The organism is Collinsella ureilytica (genome assembly GCF_019795105.1).
Lineage (GTDB): Bacteria > Actinomycetota > Coriobacteriia > Coriobacteriales > Coriobacteriaceae > Collinsella > Collinsella ureilytica.
In genome coordinates, this window is record NZ_JAIMFO010000008.1 from 35,089 (window position 1) to 51,928 (window position 16,840).

Genomic DNA, 16,840 nt, shown 5'->3' on the forward strand with positions numbered 1-16,840 from the left:
CTTTGGGGTGGTTCGAGAATCCAAAGATGATCGCGGTGACCCCGAAGCCATCCTGCACGCTATACAGGCTCAGGAAGACGAAGCTCAACGTCGCGGGCATCTCAAGATCTTTTTTGGCTATGCTGCCGGTGTTGGCAAAACGTATTCGATGCTTCGTGCCATGCACGAACAGGTCGCTCGGGGTGTAGACGCGGTTATTGGCTATGTTGAGCCCCATGCTCGTCCAGAGACCGAGCGCTTGGCTCAGGGTTTGGAGTCGATTCCTCGGCTTCAAATTGCTCATGCCGGGATCGTCCTTGAAGAGTTTGATCTTGATGCCGCAATTACGAGAGCCCCAACACTCATCGCCGTAGACGAGCTTGCTCACACCAATGCCCCAGGGAGCCGGCACGCTAAGCGCTACCAAGATATTGAAGAGCTGCTTCATGCAGGCATTGATGTCTATACCACTGTCAATGTTCAGCATATTGAGGGTGTCAACGATGTTGTTGCAAGCATTACCGGCGTTACCGTCCGTGAGCGCATTCCCGATCACATCTTTGATGAGGCAGACCAGGTTGAACTGGTAGATATAGAGCCTGAAGAGCTCATTGAGCGATTGCAAGCGGGGAGCGTGTATCGCAAAGATCAAGCTCAGCGCGCCATCGATAACTTCTTTACGCCAGAAAACCTCACTGCCTTGCGCGAGCTTGCCTTGCGCAGAACTGCCGACCGTGCTGGCAAGGTTGTACAAGCTGCTCGGGTGCTCACCAAGCATTCCGGCAGGGTTGGTGAACATATTCTTGTTTGCATCTCAGCCTCCCCTACCTGCCCGCGCATCATCAGAAGCGCTGCACGTATGGCAGCAGCGCTGCACGGGCCGCTCTCGGCACTCTATATAGAAACCCCTTCAGACCATGATATGAGTGAGAGCGACCGCGAGCATTTGCGCAAAAACATTCGTTTGGCAGAGCAGATGGGCGCCACCGTTCAGCAAGTTGCTGGCGAAGATATTGCCTACCAGATTGCCATGTTTGCCCGGGTTGCCGGTGTTACCGAGATCGTAATGGGAAGAAGCGGTGAGATCAGAGGCCCAGGCTGGCTCTTACCAGGCCGCCGCCTGGTCGTAGATCGTCTGCTCAGTGAGGCTCCCGATCTTGATATTCACATCATTCCAGATCAAGCGACTCGTGAGCGAGCACATGGGCGTCAGCACACACGAGCTCAAGCTCGGGGCGCAGTTGCAGAAAGCAGCCATGACCTGGTCAAGCAGCTTATGGTAACGGTGGTTTTGCTCGCACTCTCCACCGGCGTAGGCATTGGATTTCGCTCACTCGGCTTTGCAGATGCAAGTATTATTTCTCTCTATATTCTTTCGTCTCTCGTCTGTGCTATTACGACCTCTGGGCGCATCTGGCCGCTTGTATCCTCTGTGATCTCAGTTGTGCTCTATAACTTCTTTTTTGTGGTGCCTGTTGGAACCTTTTTAGCCATTGACCAGTCGTATCTTGTTACCTTTGGCATTATGTTTTTGACGGCTTTGATCTCCTCTGAGCTCACCGGAAGAATTAGCCGAAGCGCTCGCCAGTCTGCTCGTATTGCCTATCGCACTCGTCTGCTCTTTGAGACCAATAAACTCATGCAGCAAGCAGAGGGTGCAGAAGCAGTAGCAACGATTGCCTTAGAACAGCTCTGCCGCCTGCTTGGCCGCTCGGTAATTTTTTATCCCACGCACGGGCACACCTTAGGAGAACCGAGCTATGTAACCCCTGATGGAGAAAGCTTGGCACTCGAGGCGCTTTCAGACTATGAGCGCACCGTTGCCACCTGGGTACTTGCAAACAATAAGCATGCAGGCGCGAGCACCGATACCCTGCCACAGGCACGCTGCTTGTATTTGGCCATTCGGCGTGAATTTGCCATCTTTGGTGTTGTAGGCATTCTTATGGAGGGTACATCACTTGATGCCTTTGAAAACTCCATCATGCTTTCCATCATTGGTGAGGCTGCCTTGGCGCTTGACCGTGATCGCCAGGCTAAAAAGCGCGAAGAGGCGCGCATTCTTGCCAAAAACGAACAACTGCGAGCCGATCTTTTACGCTCCATAGGACATGATCTGCGCACGCCGCTCACCACCATTTCTGGAGCGGCAGCGATTTTGAGAGAAAATGGTGAGCAGCTCGCGCCTGAGCGTGCAGCCGAGCTTGTTGACGCCATTTCATCTGACGCTCTCTGGCTCATCGATATTGTAGAAAATCTGCTCACCGTCACCCGTATTGAAGATGGCAGTGCGCATTTAAACCTGACTTCTGAGCTGTTAGATGATGTCTTGCCCGAAGCTGCTTTCCACCTCGCTCATCAAGCTCAGAACCATCATATTCGAGTCATTCCAACTGAGGGCATTGTTATGGCCCGGATGGATGTTGACCTCGTGATGCAGCTGCTCTCAAATCTCATCAGCAATGCCATTAAATACACACCTGCTGGCACCACCATTGAGCTTTCTGCCAAGCGCGAGCAAACATGGGTTCGTGTATTTGTCGCCGATACCGGTCCTGGTATCCCCGATTCAGAAAAGGAGCGGATCTTTGAGCGGTTCCATACCGCAAGCGCCGGCAAGCCTGCAGATGCTCATCGAAGCCTGGGGCTGGGACTGGCACTCTGCCGTTCAATCGCTGAGGCTCATGGAGGCACCATTGAAATCCATGATAATCATCCCCATGGAGCCATCTTCTCCTTTACCCTACCAGCCGAGGAGGTCACGCTTCGTGAGTAGCAAACGTGCGTCTTGTATACGCACGAGACACCCTATCCTTCATACACAACGCCTGACCGCGCAGCTTAGCCACTCAGCTCTGGAGGCCTTTCTATGACAAGTGCACATAACGACAAAGCTCTGATTCTGCTCGTTGAGGATGACGATGCTGTCCGCCGCCTTATTACCTGCGCGCTCGAACTCAATAACTATCGAATACTATGCGCCAAAACCGGACAAGCAGGCATCATGGAGGCTGTTTCGAATCAGCCAGATTTGATCTTGCTCGACCTAGGTCTTCCTGATATTGATGGACTCGAGCTCATTGATCGTGTGCGTGGCTGGTCAAGCGTGCCCATTATTGTCATCAGCGCCCGGGTGGAAGATACCGACAAGATTGGTGCTTTAGATGCAGGAGCGGATGACTATCTTACCAAGCCCTTCTCGGTTGATGAGATGCTTGCTCGTGTTCGTGTAGCCTTGCGAAGAACCAAAACTGCCCTGGAAGGCTCCGAGAGCGGCGGTGGCGATGCTATTTTTTCAAATGGACCGTTGCGCTTAGATTATGGAGCAGGAATTGCCTCGGTGAAGGGGGCAGAACTCCATCTCACTCCGACCGAATATCGCCTCTTAGTACTGCTCGCCAAAAACTGCGGGCGCGTACTGACGCATGCCTATATTACTCGTGAGATTTGGGGCACGTCGTGGGAAGGCGATGTTGCAAGTTTGAGGGTTTATATGGCAGCACTCCGCAAAAAGATTGAACGCGCAGATGAGGCCAACCAAAAACTGATCCAAACGCACGTGGGCGTAGGCTACCGCATGGTACGCATTGAATCTGAAGACTAGGGCAAAAGCCCGCCATCCATTAAGCTCGTCCTCCCCATTGAGGGCACGAGCGGTGGAATGTGTATTGAAGCTGCAGACGAGGCTCAGCCTTTAGCCCAACCACGACATAATGGCAAAAATAGCTACTGCCGAAGCAAAGATTGCAACCACACTCAAAAGAATCGGACCGCGAAATACATCATCGAGAGATGCATCAAAGTCTGAGGCAGTATCGCCACGTCGTAAGTCGGGATAGGTATCGGGATTCATAGACAAGGGTTTGCTCGATTGGCTCTTTTTTGCACCGAGTGTATCAGCCTCATGAGCGCTTTGATGCAATGCTGCAAACGACATACCCCTCACAACCTTTCTGCTCCTTTGAGCGAGCCTCGATGTGCTCCTCGCTCACTACTATCTAAGCAGTCTTGGTATCAAAAGCGGGTAAAGGCTTGACTGTGAAACATTAAGAAGGCGTGAAGATGCCAGCGCTCACACGCAGCGAATGCACCATGCAAAGAGGCGAGCCCGCACGGCCCGCCTCTGTTTGTAAACCAATCTGTCTTTGATGCTTCGAAGCACGTGTACGCCTGTCTCGTGAGGCAAACTGTGCCATCAGCACCCGAACACATACCGAGCCTCACATGAGCTAGAGAGCTCTAGCCGCCCAAGTACGCGCGGCGAACGTCATCGTTCACCAGCAGCTCAGCACCGGTGCCCGTCAGTGTCACCCGGCCAGTTTCGAGCACATACGCACGGGTAGCACAGGAGAGCGCCATCTGGGCGTTTTGCTCCACGAGCAGAATCGTTGAACCCTCGCGATGGAGCTCGCGGATGATATCAAAGATCTGTTCGATCAAAATCGGGGCTAAACCCATGGATGGTTCATCGAGCATTAAGAGCTTGGGAGAGCTCATGAGCGCACGACCCATGGCAAGCATCTGCTGCTCACCACCAGATAAGGTGCCAGCAACTTGGCGGCGACGCTCCTTTAAGCGCGGGAAGGCATCATAGACACGAGCAAACTCAGGAGCGAGCGTTGCGGCCGGGCGCGTATAGGCACCCATCTCAAGATTTTCCTCTACCGACATATCCAAAAAGACGCGACGTCCTTCAGGCACCTGCGCAAGCCCTCTGCCTACGAGCTTGTCGGCAGGGGTATGCATGATGTCTTCGCCCATAAAGCGGATCGATCCGGTTTGGCTGCGCAAAAGACCTGAGACTGTTTTTAAGGTTGTCGACTTGCCGGCACCATTGGCTCCAATGAGGGCAACAATCTCTCCTTCATGCACGTCAAAAGAGATGTTCTTAATGGCATGGATCGCTCCATACCAAACGTTAATGTTATAGACCGAAAGCATTGCCTCATCTTTAGCGTCCATCTGAGCCCTCCTTTTGCCTGCCAAGATAGGCCTCGATGACGGTCTCGTTGTTTTGAATCTCTTCTGCAGTACCCTTGGCGATTACTTTGCCAAAGCTCAGGACGCAAATGCCCTCGCAGATATTCATAACAAGGCTCATATCGTGCTCAATCAACATGATGGCAATATCGAAGGTGTCGCGAATCTTAACGATATTCTCCATGAGCTCTGCGGTCTCAGAAGGGTTCATACCTGCTGCAGGCTCATCTAAGAGCAAGAGCTTCGGGTCAGTGGCAAGAGCTCGAACGATCTCGAGACGGCGCTGAGCTCCATACGGAAGTGAGCCAGCGCGCTCACCTGCAAGCTTGCCCATATCAAAAATGTCCAACAGCTCGCGTGCTCGATCGTCAAACTCTTTTTCGCGAATCCAAAAACGAGGTGCGCGCACAACGCCCTCAAGTGCAGTATAGGGGTGGCTATTGTGCAGGCCGACCTTCACGTTATCCAAAACACTCATGGTGTCAAAGAGGCGAATGTTTTGGAAGGTTCGAGCAACACCCATACGGTTCACCTGAGCCACGCTCTTGCCGTGCGTATCTTGGCCATTCACCAAAACCGTACCGCGCGTTGGCTCATACACCTTGGTTAAGAGATTAAAGACCGTGGTCTTTCCAGCGCCATTTGGCCCGATAAGACCAGCGATCTCGGTTCTTCCGATCGTGAGGTTGAAGTCATCAACCGCTTTGAGGCCACCAAAATCAATACCTAAGTGAATACACTCGAGGGCAGGTGCCTGATCAAGGTCACGGTCTGGCACAATGGCACGTGAAGGAACCGGAACCATCCGACCCTTCTGAAAGGAAAACTTAGTCTCCATCAACCATCGCCTCCTTTCTGCCTGGACGTAAACGCTCAAGAAGCGCCTGTAAGCGTGGGCTATTCGTAAAGAGCATGACCAAGATCAGCACAACGGCATAGACCAGCATGCGGTAGTCCGAAAAGCCTCGAAGCGCCTCAGGCAAAACCGTTAAGAGCGTGGCGGCAATAATTGATCCGCGCATATTACCCAGGCCGCCCAGCACCACAAAGACCAGCACCAAAATGGAGGTATTGAAGTCAAACTTTGTAGGTGAGAGCTGAGAGAAATTCGCAGCATACAAGGCTCCGGCAGCCCCTGCCAAAGCAGCAGAAACAGCAAAGGCAATGAGGCGGTATTTGGTGACCGAAAGCCCAACACTTTCTGCGGCAATGCGATTATCGCGAACCGCCATAATGGCACGGCCAGCGCGGCTACGAACGAGATTGGAAACGACCGCTAGGGCAATGAGCACGAGAATAAAGCCTGCAACAAAGCTTGCAATCTTTGCAGTACCCGAAGCTCCTTGGGCACCCTTAATAATGGCGACGCCGCCTTCCAAAAGATGCAAGTCTTCAACCGTACGGTCACCCGCGATATTAAAGATCACATGTAAGCCTTCGGCATCAAAGCCCACAATGAGGCAGTTCACCACTTCTTTGATGATCTCACCGAATGCCAGGGTAACAATAGCCAGATAATCGCCACGCAGGCGCAGAACCGGAATACCGATGAGCACGCCAGATAAGGCCGCAGCGAAGGCTCCTACCAACATAGAAAGTGCCAAGCGAATACCATCATCGGGAATTGCTTCAGAAAGGCTCATGGCCGTAACAACGCCGCTAAAAGCACCAACTGACATAAAGCCTGCATGCCCCAGCGAAAGATCTCCTGCAATACCGACAACCAAGTTCAGCGAAAGTGCCATAACGATATAGCAGGTAACTGGAACGAGCTGGCCTGCCAAGGAACGAGGTATGAGGTTTTGGGCGAGCAGTACCGAGACGAGTGCAAAGGCTGCAATCACCATGCCATAGGTGATGAGCTCTGAGCGCAGGTTCTTGTTTTTGATGAATTCCATAGCGCTCACCTACACCTTCTCTGGAACGATCTTGCCAAGAAGCCCAGCAGGCTTCACGAGCAAGATAACAATTAATACGGCAAAGACAATGGAGTTGGCGAGGCTTGAAGAAATATACGCCTGAGCCATAGCCTCAATAATGCCCAATAAAATGCCACCAACAAAGGCGCCCGGAATCGAGCCAATGCCACCAAAGACGGCAGCCGTAAAGGCCTTAATGCCTGGCATGGATCCCGTTGTTGGCTGAAGCACCGGAGCATAGCTGCACATGAGCACGCCTGCGATGGCTGCCAGGGCAGATCCAATGGCAAAGGTCATCGAAATAGTCTTGTTTACATTAATGCCCATGAGCTGAGCTGCATCCTTGTCTGCAGACACCGCGCGCATGGCCTTACCCATCTTGGTTTTTCCGGTAAACCAGGTAAGCAGCACCATGATAATGAGGCAGGCAACGATGGTGGTGAGGCTCACCGCACTCACGTTGAAAGCGGCAAGGACGCTTGGAACCTCAAAGTCAACAATGGAAGAAAAGTTCTTGGGCGTGGCACCCCAGATGAGCTGGGCAGCGTTTTGCAAGAGATAGGAGACACCGATGGCGGTGATGAGAACAGCCAAAGGCCCTGCCTGGCGCAGTGGACGATAGGCCAAGCCCTCAATCACGACACCTAAAACCGTGCAGGCAAGAATTGAGAGCAAAACAGAAAGCCACGGCGGCAAGCCAAGATAGCTGATAGCGCAATACGATACATAGGCACCAACCATGATGACATCGCCATGGGCGAAATTCAGCATCTTAGCAATGCCATACACCATGGTATAACCCAAGGCGATGATGGCATAGACGCTTCCCATGGAAAGGCCATTGACCAAATACTGCAAAAAGACGGCCACCGGTGCACCTCGCTTTCAAACCTGTTGGGAATAAATGCATAGAGGCAGGGACGGAAAGAACCGCCCCTGCCACCTGAGTACGTCAGAGTCGATGGATTACACCTTAGGCTCGAACGTACTTACCATCCTTAATTACGTAGGCCGTAGGATCCTTTTCAACCTGACCCTTATTGTTCCAACGCAGCGTACCGGTGATACCCTCAACTGTAATCTCAAGCATTGCCTTTGAGAGCGCCTCGCAGACCTCAGCTGGAGCGGCATCCAAAGCAACGCCGGATTTCTTAATTGCCTCTGCTACCGCGTGAACGCCGTCGTAGGCATCAGCAGCAAACTGATCAGGAATCTCGCCATACGCATCCTGATAGGCCTTTACAAACTCTGCACTCTTCTCATCATCAGCAGAGAAGGGGGTCATCAAGAGCAAGCCTTCAGCGTAGGCAGTATCGAAGCCCTCAACGCCTAAGATGCCGTCCATACCATCGCAGCCCATCATCTTCACCTGATAGCCCATGTCATGTGCATTGGTGAGCAACACCGAAGCAGGCGTGTAATAGATGGGAGCAAAGATCAAGGTCGCACCCTTGGCTTGAGCCTTGGTGAGCTGGTTGTTAAAGCTCGACTGCGACTCGTCCTTAAAGGCCTCCTCGCTCACGATCTCGAGCTTCAACTCTGCTGCCTTTGCCTTAAAAGTGTTATAGATGCCTTCTGAATACGCATCGCCCGAGTTATAGATCACGCCGATTTTCTCATCCGGGTAGTTTTCAGACAAGAAGCGGGCGGCATTGATGCCCTGATTCGGGTCGGTAAAGCAGACCTGGAAAACGCAATCTTTATCAGCAGTTACATCTTCTGAGGTAGCAGAAGGGGTAATCATAAAGGTGCGATCGGCATTGCACTCAGCAGCAACCGATACAGAAGGGCCGGTAAGCGTGGGACCAACGAGCGCCTGCATACCCCAGTCCATCAGGGTGTTATAGGCGTTCACTGCAACCTCGGCACTACCAGTTGAATCCTCTTTCTTAAACTGAAAGCTCAGCCCATCTTGAGAAAAGTGCTTGCAACCCAGCTCGGTACCGTTTGTGACCGATACGCCATATGAAGCCGTAGCGCCAGTTAAAGGGCCGATGCTTCCGATCTTAAAGCCCGTGCCGCTACCACCTGCAGCAGAGGCGGCCGTAGAACCTGACTTTGCAGAGGGGTTTTTGGAGCATCCGGCTAGAATGCTCGCAGCCCCCAGACCAGCGGCGCCTGCGATCAGGCTCCTGCGGTTCATGGCAGGGTTCAATTTGAATGACATGCGGATCTCCTTCCGAATGCAAGCCGGCAGTGACGGCACCAATAGAAAACGCCGGTGTCAACCTACATACTCGCAGGATTTACACCGTAAACGTTCGAATCAGATTACCTGCTTTGCGCGCTTGAAGCGAGTACTCAGCAATAAAGTTTCTTGAGGAATTGTTTCTTTTTAGATCAGCTACGTGCACCGTTTGCATCTTTCCCCTGCTGAGAGCTATTGAACGCTCCCCAATTACCCCGTTTACGTGCGTGTTTCGAGTCTGTTACACCTTATTGAGTCGGCCTTCGGTACAATGGCCGAGATGATCAGCATCGAGATTGGAGGGTCGCATGCCAAAGGCAGACCGGTGCATTGGTATTGGAGTGATTGGGCTTGGAACTGTCGGGGGCGGTGTGGTGAAGCTCATCAATTCTCACCGCGAGTCCTATGTTTCAGGCTATGGCATTCACCTGGAAGTTGTGCGGGGCTGTGCGCTTGTTCCTGAGGCAGCTGATGCCTGCGGGCTTCCACGAGAGCGCTTTACCGATAACTGGCGCGAGCTGATCTCAGATCAAGCAGTTGATATTGTGGTTGAACTTATTGGTGGAGAGCACCCCGCGTTGGAGATCCACGAGGCGGCAATTGCAGCTGGCAAGCATATCGTTACCGCAAATAAGGCTCTGCTTGGCGTCCACGTTGAGCACCTCGGCACCCTTGCTGCAAAGGCCGGCGTCCAAATAAAATGCGAGGCTGCAGCTGCTGGCGGTATTCCGGTAGTCAATGCGCTCGAGCATGCCTTAGTTGCCAATCGAATCCTTACCATTGCAGGCATTTTAAATGGAACAACTAACTATATTTTGTCTCGCATGGAGCGTGAGGGTGCAGACTATGCCGATGTATTAGCAGATGCCCAGCGCTTAGGCTTTGCCGAAGCAGATCCCACCGCCGACGTGGGAGGCTTTGATGCGGCAAGTAAAACCGCCATCCTTGCAAGCATTGGTTTTCATACCCGCGTCACTGCTGCCGATGTTTTTGTAGAAGGCATTGAGCGCATAAGCGCAGAAGATATAGCCGTGGCTTCCGAGCTTGGTTATGCAATCAAACTCTTAGGCATTGCTCGCGCCAGTGAGCACGGCGTAGAGGCTCGCGTACACCCTGCCATGATCCCTGCTGATCACCAGCTCGCAGCAGTGTCAGGGCCTATGAACGCGGTCTATATTGTGGGAGATGCCGTTGGAGAAACCATGTTTTACGGTGCAGGAGCTGGTTCGTTCCCCACAGCAAGCGCAGTTGTGGGCGATATCCTTGCCTTGGCAGAGCCCATGTCTCGAGGAGAGGAACCCTTGGCAGAAATTGAACCATACGATCGCGTGCTGCCCATCTTAAGCATGCATGAGCTCACGAACCGGTTCTATCTGCGGCTTTTGGTAGAAGATCGAGCCGGAGCCCTTGCTGCCACCTCAGAGGTACTCGCGCGGCGAGCAATTTCTATCTCTTCTATCCGCCAGCTTGATGGCGACGGAACCGGTGGTGCCTGCACGGTTGTCTTGCTGACTCATGAGGCGCGTGAAGCTGATGTTGCAGCAGCTCTTGATGAACTCGCTCAGCTTTCATGCGTACGAGAGGTTGCCAATGTAATCCGCATCGAAGATGTGGACGCCTGGACGCAAGGAACCGATCTCGCATAAACGCACGGCAACCATGTTCAGAATGCTTGGATGCCTCTGTGCGTGTAACGATTCGCGCATGTAACAGAAGCACCAAAGTGCAGTTCATGCGGCTGCTATCTCACGCTTGATGGCGGCCGCTTGTTATGTAGAGCGCCGTTTATCAATAGAAGATCGATGAGGTCAACTTTTTCATGCGCAGATGCACTCGAACGTGGTAGGCTTTTTCTGTCGAAAATGGAACTGAGTTTCAATTTCGATTTCAGCCTATCCCCTATCCGAGAGTGGAGCATCCATGAGGAAGCATCTCAGATTGTTAACGGTCGTCTTTTCGGCCTTCATCATTGCCCTCGCTTTGAGCGGCTGTACCTCCCCGACAAGCCGCGAGGGTGGATCGCAGAAGAAAGTAATCTATACCACGTTTTTCCCCGTGCACGACCTCACGTCACGGATCGTCGGTGACAAGATGGATGTCAAAACCATCATTACCGGAGACCAAGAGCCTCACGACTTTGAGCTCAAGACCCAAGATATGGCCAAGATTACCGAGGCTGATCTGGTCATCTATAACGGCTCGGGCATGGAGTCCTTCATTGACTCGCTCAAAGAGAGCGCCCAAGATGACTCAAAATTTCTTGATCTTTCTGCTGGCTTGACCCTGCTCGAAGGCGGTGCTCATAGCCACCATGATCATGACCACGATGCCGATGATCACGATGCTGATGATCACGACCACGATGCCGACCATGCCGATAAGAATCACGACCACGATGCGCATGATCACGACCACGGATCAGTGAATCCGCATACCTGGCTCAGCATCAAAAACGCCGTGATTGAGCTTGATACGATCTATCACAAAGTTGCAGAAATCGACCCAGCAAACGCTGACTACTACAAGAAGAATCTGGAAACAGCAGAGCGCGAATTCAAAGCCCTCGACGAGAAGTTTGAAGCCAAGCTCTCTCAAGTTCCTGCTGAGAAACGCATGTTTGTCGTCTCCCACGCTGCCTTTAACTATCTTGCGCATGACTATGGTCTCAAACAGGTAGCAGTCACGGGAATCTCACCTGAAGATGAGCCAACAGCAGCCCAGCTCGCAACCATCTCTGATTTCATTAAAACCCATGGTATCAATACTATTTTCTTTGAGGGTAAGGCCACGCCTAAGGTTGCAGAAACCCTTGCGGCAAGCGCCGGTGCCAAGACCTCAACCCTCTACACCATGGAAAGCCTGACCGAGGATGAGGCAAACTTGGGCTATCTCACCCTCATGGAGCGAAACCTCGATGCGCTTATGGGATCGTTCGATGGAATCTAAGCCAGAGGTGCTCTCAATTCAGAATCTCAGCTTTGCCTACGATGAGCGGCCGCTGCTTGGCGGCGTAAATCTCTCGATTTATGCCGGTGAGCTTATCGCCCTTGTCGGAGATAATGGTGCAGGCAAATCAACTCTCATGAAGCTCATCTTAGGCCAGCTCAAACCGGGTACAGGCACAATCACCCTCTTTGGTGATGATGCTTTTTCAAACCCTCACTTTGAGGATATCGCCTATGTTTCTCAGGACTCCATTCGAGGCTATCGCAACTTTCCTACCACGATTGAAGAGCTCATTGGAATTCATGTGCGCTATCTCAACGCGAAGGCACAGATTGATGAACTGCTTGCAACCGTTCAGCTCAGCGAGCATAAAAGTAAGCGCTTAAGCGAGCTGTCTGGCGGGCAACTCCAACGTGTTGGCCTCTTGCTTGCCCTGATCAAAGATGCTCGGCTCATTTTGCTCGATGAGCCTACCTCAGCCATCGACCGAACGTTTTCAGCTGAGTTTTATCGTATCTTGCGCGACCTTGCCGTAAGCGGCACCGCCATCGTCGTGATCACTCATCACCTCCATGATGCTCGCGCCTTCGTTGACCGGGTAATCAGGCTCGAAGATGGCACCTGCCATATTGAATGCGCCACACTCGACGATCACGGAACAGGTGGTGCTGGTTGTCACTGTTTGCATCCTCAGCCAGTTGGGAGGAGCTAAGTGTTTGCATATGAGTTCATGCAGCGCGCCTTTGCGGTAAGCACCGTACTTGGCATCATCCTCCCCTGCATTGGGTTACCGGTCTTGCTCAAGCGCCTCTCCATGCTTGGCGACACCTTGGCACATGCCTCCCTCGCAGGTGTGGCAATCGGGCTCTGCTTTGGCTTCAATCCACTCATTGGCTCAGTGGTGGCATGCGTGGTGGCTGGCCTATCAGTTGAGGTGGTAAGCTCACGTCTTCGCGCCTACCAAGAAATCTCAACGGTCATTGTGCTTGCAGCAGCAATTGGCCTCGCTGGCATTTTTACCAGCTTTACCGGAGGCGGCAGCTCCATCTCAGGCTATCTCTTTGGCTCGGTGGTTACCATCTCCGACCTTGAGTTCAAACTCGTCCTTGGCGTGGCAGCTGTAGTCATTGTGATCTATCGCCTCATCTATACCCGTCTGTATTTGAGCGTCTTTGATCCAGCAGCGGCACCCCTGCTCGGTATCAATACCAAAACCTTGAGTCTTGTGTTCTCGCTCCTGGTAGCGATTGCCGTCTCGGTTGCCGCCAAGACCATCGGATCGCTCATTGTCTCTTCCCTGTTGGTAATTCCCTCTATCACCGCCATGCAGCTTGCACGAACCTATAAGGGCACGCTTGCCTGCTCAATTGGAATTTCTCTTGCCTGCATGTATAGCGGTCTTACGATCTCGTACTACTGCAACTTAAAGCCAGGCTCAGTCATTGTGCTGATCTCTGTTGCAGTCCTTTTAGCCACCCTGCTTATTCGCCACAAGGCTCGCTCATAAAACCTCATAGTTAGAAAGGAATCTCGTATGAAATCACAAAAGACCATCATTGTTGGTGCTCTTGTTATTGGTATTGCAGCCGGATCGGTTGCTGTTGTTCGCACCTTTGGCCAAGGTCCTGCACCCGAGATTGCTCGGACTGAAGCCGCCCGCACCGAGAGCAAAAAGGTCTCGTACAAACAGGACGACACAACCGATGTCTTACTTGATGCGGAAGTAAACTCCGATGAGATTGTAAAGGTCGTAAAGCATGGCGATCACTGGCATGTCTTTACCAAAGATGGCCGCGAGATCATTACCTACAGCGATCCCTCGTTAGCGTCCAATGCTACCGATCTGAAGCATACCGCTAAGGTTGTTTCTGCAGACTCCCTCAAGCATATGCGTGGCACCGATGTCGTGCGCATCTTAAAACACGGAGACCACTACCATGTCTACACTGCCGATGGACGGGAGTTCATTACCTACTCAGACCCTTCGGCAGCATTTCCCGGCATTGCCATCGGCACCTATACGGGATCACACAAAACGACGGTATCGACTGCATCCTGGACAGAACCAGAGAGCGCTCCTGCTCCTGCTCAACCGGGAAGCTCTTGGCACGAACATCCAGCCACACCCTCAGATGAGCCTGCACCAGCACTTCCTGGTCTCTCATTTGTAAAGGTAGTTCGCCTCGCAGACCTCAAAAACCTGGCCATTGTGCGCATCTTACAGCACGCCGATCACTACCACGCCTATACCTCTGATGGCACCGAGTACATTACCTATGATGATCCTTCGAGCGCATTTCCCAACATTACCATTGGTACCTATACGGGTGATCACTCCACACCGCGTCCTCCCGCACCTGATCCACAACCCGGAAAACCTGGCTCTGATGCCAAGCCTGATGCTGCACCCACGCCTGGTTCTGAGTCCAAGCCGAACACCAATCCCACGCCGAGCCAAAATCCCAACGATCCCAAGCGTGTGGTGAAAATCTTGCACCATGAGGATCACTGGCACCTCATTTTGGCCGATGGTACTGAGCTTGTTACCCATACCAATCCGAGCACGCTCTATCCCGGTATTCCTATCGGAGAGTACGATCCTCTGGCAGGTAAACATCTTGAGCGCCCCGGTGCCGATGAGCTCTTTACCTATGATGAGATCAAAGAAGGCCTGGTGGTACCGCTCGACCAGATTACCTATGGTGGCGTGATTTACACCATTGGCTTTAACAAGACAGCCAACAAGTTCATCGTGCCCCACCTTGATCACTATCACAATATCTCGATTGAGTCCCTCATTCAGGCCTGCAAGCTCTTCCCCGAGTCCTTCGGTAACCACTCTGCCCGAGAGATTGTGGCAACTCTCAAATACCTTGTTCGCCATCCCGAGGCGCGTCCTAAAAAAGAGGGTTGGGGCCACGATGCCCAAGGTGACCAGAAAGACCTTGGTGAGTTTGAAGAGGCTCCAAGCGAGACCCGCAAAGCACTCCGCATCATCCACGATACCAAGCAGGAAACCTGGACGATTTACTTTAGCGATGGCAGCACGCGCATCAGCCGCACTGATCCTTCAAGCAACTTCCCGGGTGTCACGGTGCTGACCACAGGCTCTATCGTGAATCCCACTATGACCGATGATGAGATCATTGCCACCTGGAGCAAAAAATATGGAATCACGACCGATGAGTTTGAGGAGATCTTGCTTGAACTTCCTGCTGCTCCGTTAAATACCATCGTATTCCGTGAGGATCGCACCGTGGTCATCAACGGAGAGACCCTGCCCTTCCGCATGCCTGAGCAAACCGATGACGACGATGCTCCAGAGGATGAAGCGGACAAGGCCGAAAGCGAGCACCAGAACCACGGCACGCAATCGCAACATACTGGAAGCGTGAACACGTCCACGCCAACGAACCAGAGCGAATCGGGAACCACGAGCGCTCAAACGGGCACGCAGGCAGAAACGAATGCTTCCACGCAAGCAGGTCAGACAGGCTCTACGAGCGCGCCTGAAGCCCCCGCAAGCAGCCCTCAAGGCTCAGATCAAGCAGCTACCCCTCAAGCACCTGGACGTGAGGTATCTGCCTCTCCTGTGGTGAACCACGCGTAAATCGCGTGAGCATAATAGGCTCCGCCTAAGTCTGAAGGATGCGAATAATCGCGTAAAAAGAAGCGATCATATTCGTGATCAGAAAAGTCTGCGACCGGAACCTGCGCCTGTCCACACATGGCGCGGATCCGGTCGTAGTACTCTTTGCGCACCTGAGCGGTATAGATTGTCTGGTCGTAGGCAGCACCCTTAACCGGCTGGATCAGAATTAACGGCTTGATATGAGCTTCGCGGCAGACCTCGAGCAGCATGCCAAAGTCTTCAAATTCCTGCTCACTCAGATACGATCCATCTCCAAATTTTTGCCAGCTGTCCTTAGCTCCCCGCTCCCAGGTCTTGAACTTCTTCTGATACCAGGTGTCATAAAAACCCAGGCTATTATTTGCTGACCGAGCCTTAGCATCTGCCTCAGCTCGATCAAAGATTGCTGGCCAATCCGGGTCTCCAGTTTGCGTTATTGGCTGTGCCTCAAGGCTCTCTGGGCTTGCCTCAGCGCCGCTTGCTTGTACAGGCAGCGTCTGCGCTCCAGGTGCCGTAGCTAAATTGGTATCCGTCGCCTGTCTCAAATCTGCCAGCAAATTGCTGGCGTTTCCATCTATGCGCTCAACCCACGCCCCCACAGGAGTTGAACCTGCTCGCCGATCCACTCCATACTCAGCCATACGGCTGGTAATTCGCTCTTTTAAGCTCTGGGAAATATCGGGGTTATCCATAAACGCATGATAGGCTCCCTCAGAAAACAGACCAGGGAACTCAGACTTGGGATTTCGATACGACATAAACCACTGCAGGCTCACCACAAAAACGAGGCGCTTATCGTCGAGCTGTGGAGCTAAGGCTCCCATTTCGATAGCGCTCCAGAGATCTGCCGTACCCGCACGCCCCATAACGGCAACGTCAATGTCATAGCGTCCATTGGTGAACAGGCGTGCAGGGTGTGCAGGACCTGCCAGATCGGGAGCGAGCTCAGAGGATCCAAAGAGTAGCTTGGGATGCTCACCACGCGCACGTCGGTTCGCTAAGCTCTGAGTGATGAAATCAAAATTCGTGAGCTGTGTGGCCACCGGATAGGTAACGATGACCGGCGCTGGCTCTGAGGCCTCAGCCTTCGCGTGAGCTCCAAAAGCAGCAATGCCGCTTGCGCCAAGTACCAGCGCCAAACCAACAAGAGCAGCACGCCGATACATCGGCGCTAATGCTTCTGTCCGATCCACACCT

General features: G+C 52.7%; 14 protein-coding genes. 7 read left to right on the plus strand and 7 right to left on the minus strand.

Translation table 11 applies throughout. The features are described from left to right. Positions 1-7: 7 nt before the first annotated feature. On the plus strand, positions 8-2,755 hold the full coding sequence (locus K6V98_RS07230; protein WP_222199858.1) for an ATP-binding protein: 2,748 nt from the start codon (positions 8-10) through the stop codon (positions 2,753-2,755). Between the two features lie 93 nt (positions 2,756-2,848). Beyond that, complete coding sequence (locus K6V98_RS07235) at positions 2,849-3,583, plus strand: response regulator (protein ID WP_222199859.1); 735 nt, start codon at positions 2,849-2,851, stop codon at positions 3,581-3,583. A gap of 90 nt (positions 3,584-3,673) precedes the next feature. On the opposite strand, the gene K6V98_RS07240 is transcribed toward K6V98_RS07235, so the two are convergent. From K6V98_RS07240 to K6V98_RS07265, 6 genes are all read right to left on the minus strand, one after another. Beyond that, a complete protein-coding gene (locus K6V98_RS07240; protein ID WP_222199860.1) occupies positions 3,674-3,925 on the minus strand; it encodes a hypothetical protein in 252 nt (83 codons plus the stop codon). 293 nt (positions 3,926-4,218) lie between these two features. Beyond that, positions 4,219-4,941: an ABC transporter ATP-binding protein gene (locus K6V98_RS07245; protein ID WP_371734544.1), complete on the minus strand. Its 723-nt coding sequence runs from the start codon at positions 4,939-4,941 to the stop codon at positions 4,219-4,221. Further along, a complete protein-coding gene (locus K6V98_RS07250; RefSeq protein ID WP_222199861.1) occupies positions 4,931-5,797 on the minus strand; it encodes an ABC transporter ATP-binding protein in 867 nt (288 codons plus the stop codon). The genes K6V98_RS07245 and K6V98_RS07250 overlap by 11 nt, the downstream gene beginning before the upstream one ends. Further along, positions 5,787-6,857, minus strand: coding sequence for a branched-chain amino acid ABC transporter permease (locus K6V98_RS07255; protein ID WP_222199862.1), 1,071 nt, complete (start codon positions 6,855-6,857; stop codon positions 5,787-5,789). Before K6V98_RS07255 ends, K6V98_RS07250 begins: the two co-directional genes overlap by 11 nt. Before the next feature lie 9 nt (positions 6,858-6,866). Continuing rightward, entirely contained in the window at positions 6,867-7,748 is an 882-nt protein-coding gene (locus tag K6V98_RS07260) for a branched-chain amino acid ABC transporter permease (RefSeq protein ID WP_222199863.1), read from the minus strand. A gap of 103 nt (positions 7,749-7,851) precedes the next feature. Beyond that, a complete protein-coding gene (locus tag K6V98_RS07265; protein ID WP_222199864.1) occupies positions 7,852-9,045 on the minus strand; it encodes an ABC transporter substrate-binding protein in 1,194 nt (397 codons plus the stop codon). Between the two features lie 329 nt (positions 9,046-9,374). Here K6V98_RS07265 and K6V98_RS07270 point away from each other — a divergent pair, with 329 nt between their 5' ends. The 5 genes from K6V98_RS07270 (at position 9,375) to K6V98_RS07290 (ending at position 15,622) form a co-directional block, all read left to right on the plus strand. Further along, complete coding sequence (locus tag K6V98_RS07270; protein ID WP_222199865.1) at positions 9,375-10,712, plus strand: homoserine dehydrogenase; 1,338 nt, start codon at positions 9,375-9,377, stop codon at positions 10,710-10,712. A 274-nt stretch (positions 10,713-10,986) separates the two neighbouring features. Further along, the gene (locus tag K6V98_RS07275) at positions 10,987-12,012 is read left to right on the plus strand and encodes a metal ABC transporter solute-binding protein, Zn/Mn family (protein WP_222199866.1); all 1,026 of its coding nucleotides are present in this window, start codon (positions 10,987-10,989) and stop codon (positions 12,010-12,012) included. Next, positions 12,002-12,724, plus strand: coding sequence for a metal ABC transporter ATP-binding protein (locus K6V98_RS07280; RefSeq protein ID WP_222199867.1), 723 nt, complete (start codon positions 12,002-12,004; stop codon positions 12,722-12,724). The genes K6V98_RS07275 and K6V98_RS07280 overlap by 11 nt, the downstream gene beginning before the upstream one ends. Further along, positions 12,725-13,519: a metal ABC transporter permease gene (locus tag K6V98_RS07285; RefSeq protein WP_222199868.1), complete on the plus strand. Its 795-nt coding sequence runs from the start codon at positions 12,725-12,727 to the stop codon at positions 13,517-13,519. 27 nt (positions 13,520-13,546) lie between these two features. Then, positions 13,547-15,622, plus strand: coding sequence for a hypothetical protein (locus K6V98_RS07290; protein ID WP_222199869.1), 2,076 nt, complete (start codon positions 13,547-13,549; stop codon positions 15,620-15,622). On the opposite strand, the gene dltD is transcribed toward K6V98_RS07290, so the two are convergent. Beyond that, on the minus strand, positions 15,571-16,836 hold the full coding sequence (gene dltD, locus K6V98_RS07295; protein WP_222199870.1) for a D-alanyl-lipoteichoic acid biosynthesis protein DltD: 1,266 nt from the start codon (positions 16,834-16,836) through the stop codon (positions 15,571-15,573). The two genes, K6V98_RS07290 and dltD, sit on opposite strands and share 52 nt — an antisense overlap. Positions 16,837-16,840: the final 4 nt, after the last annotated feature.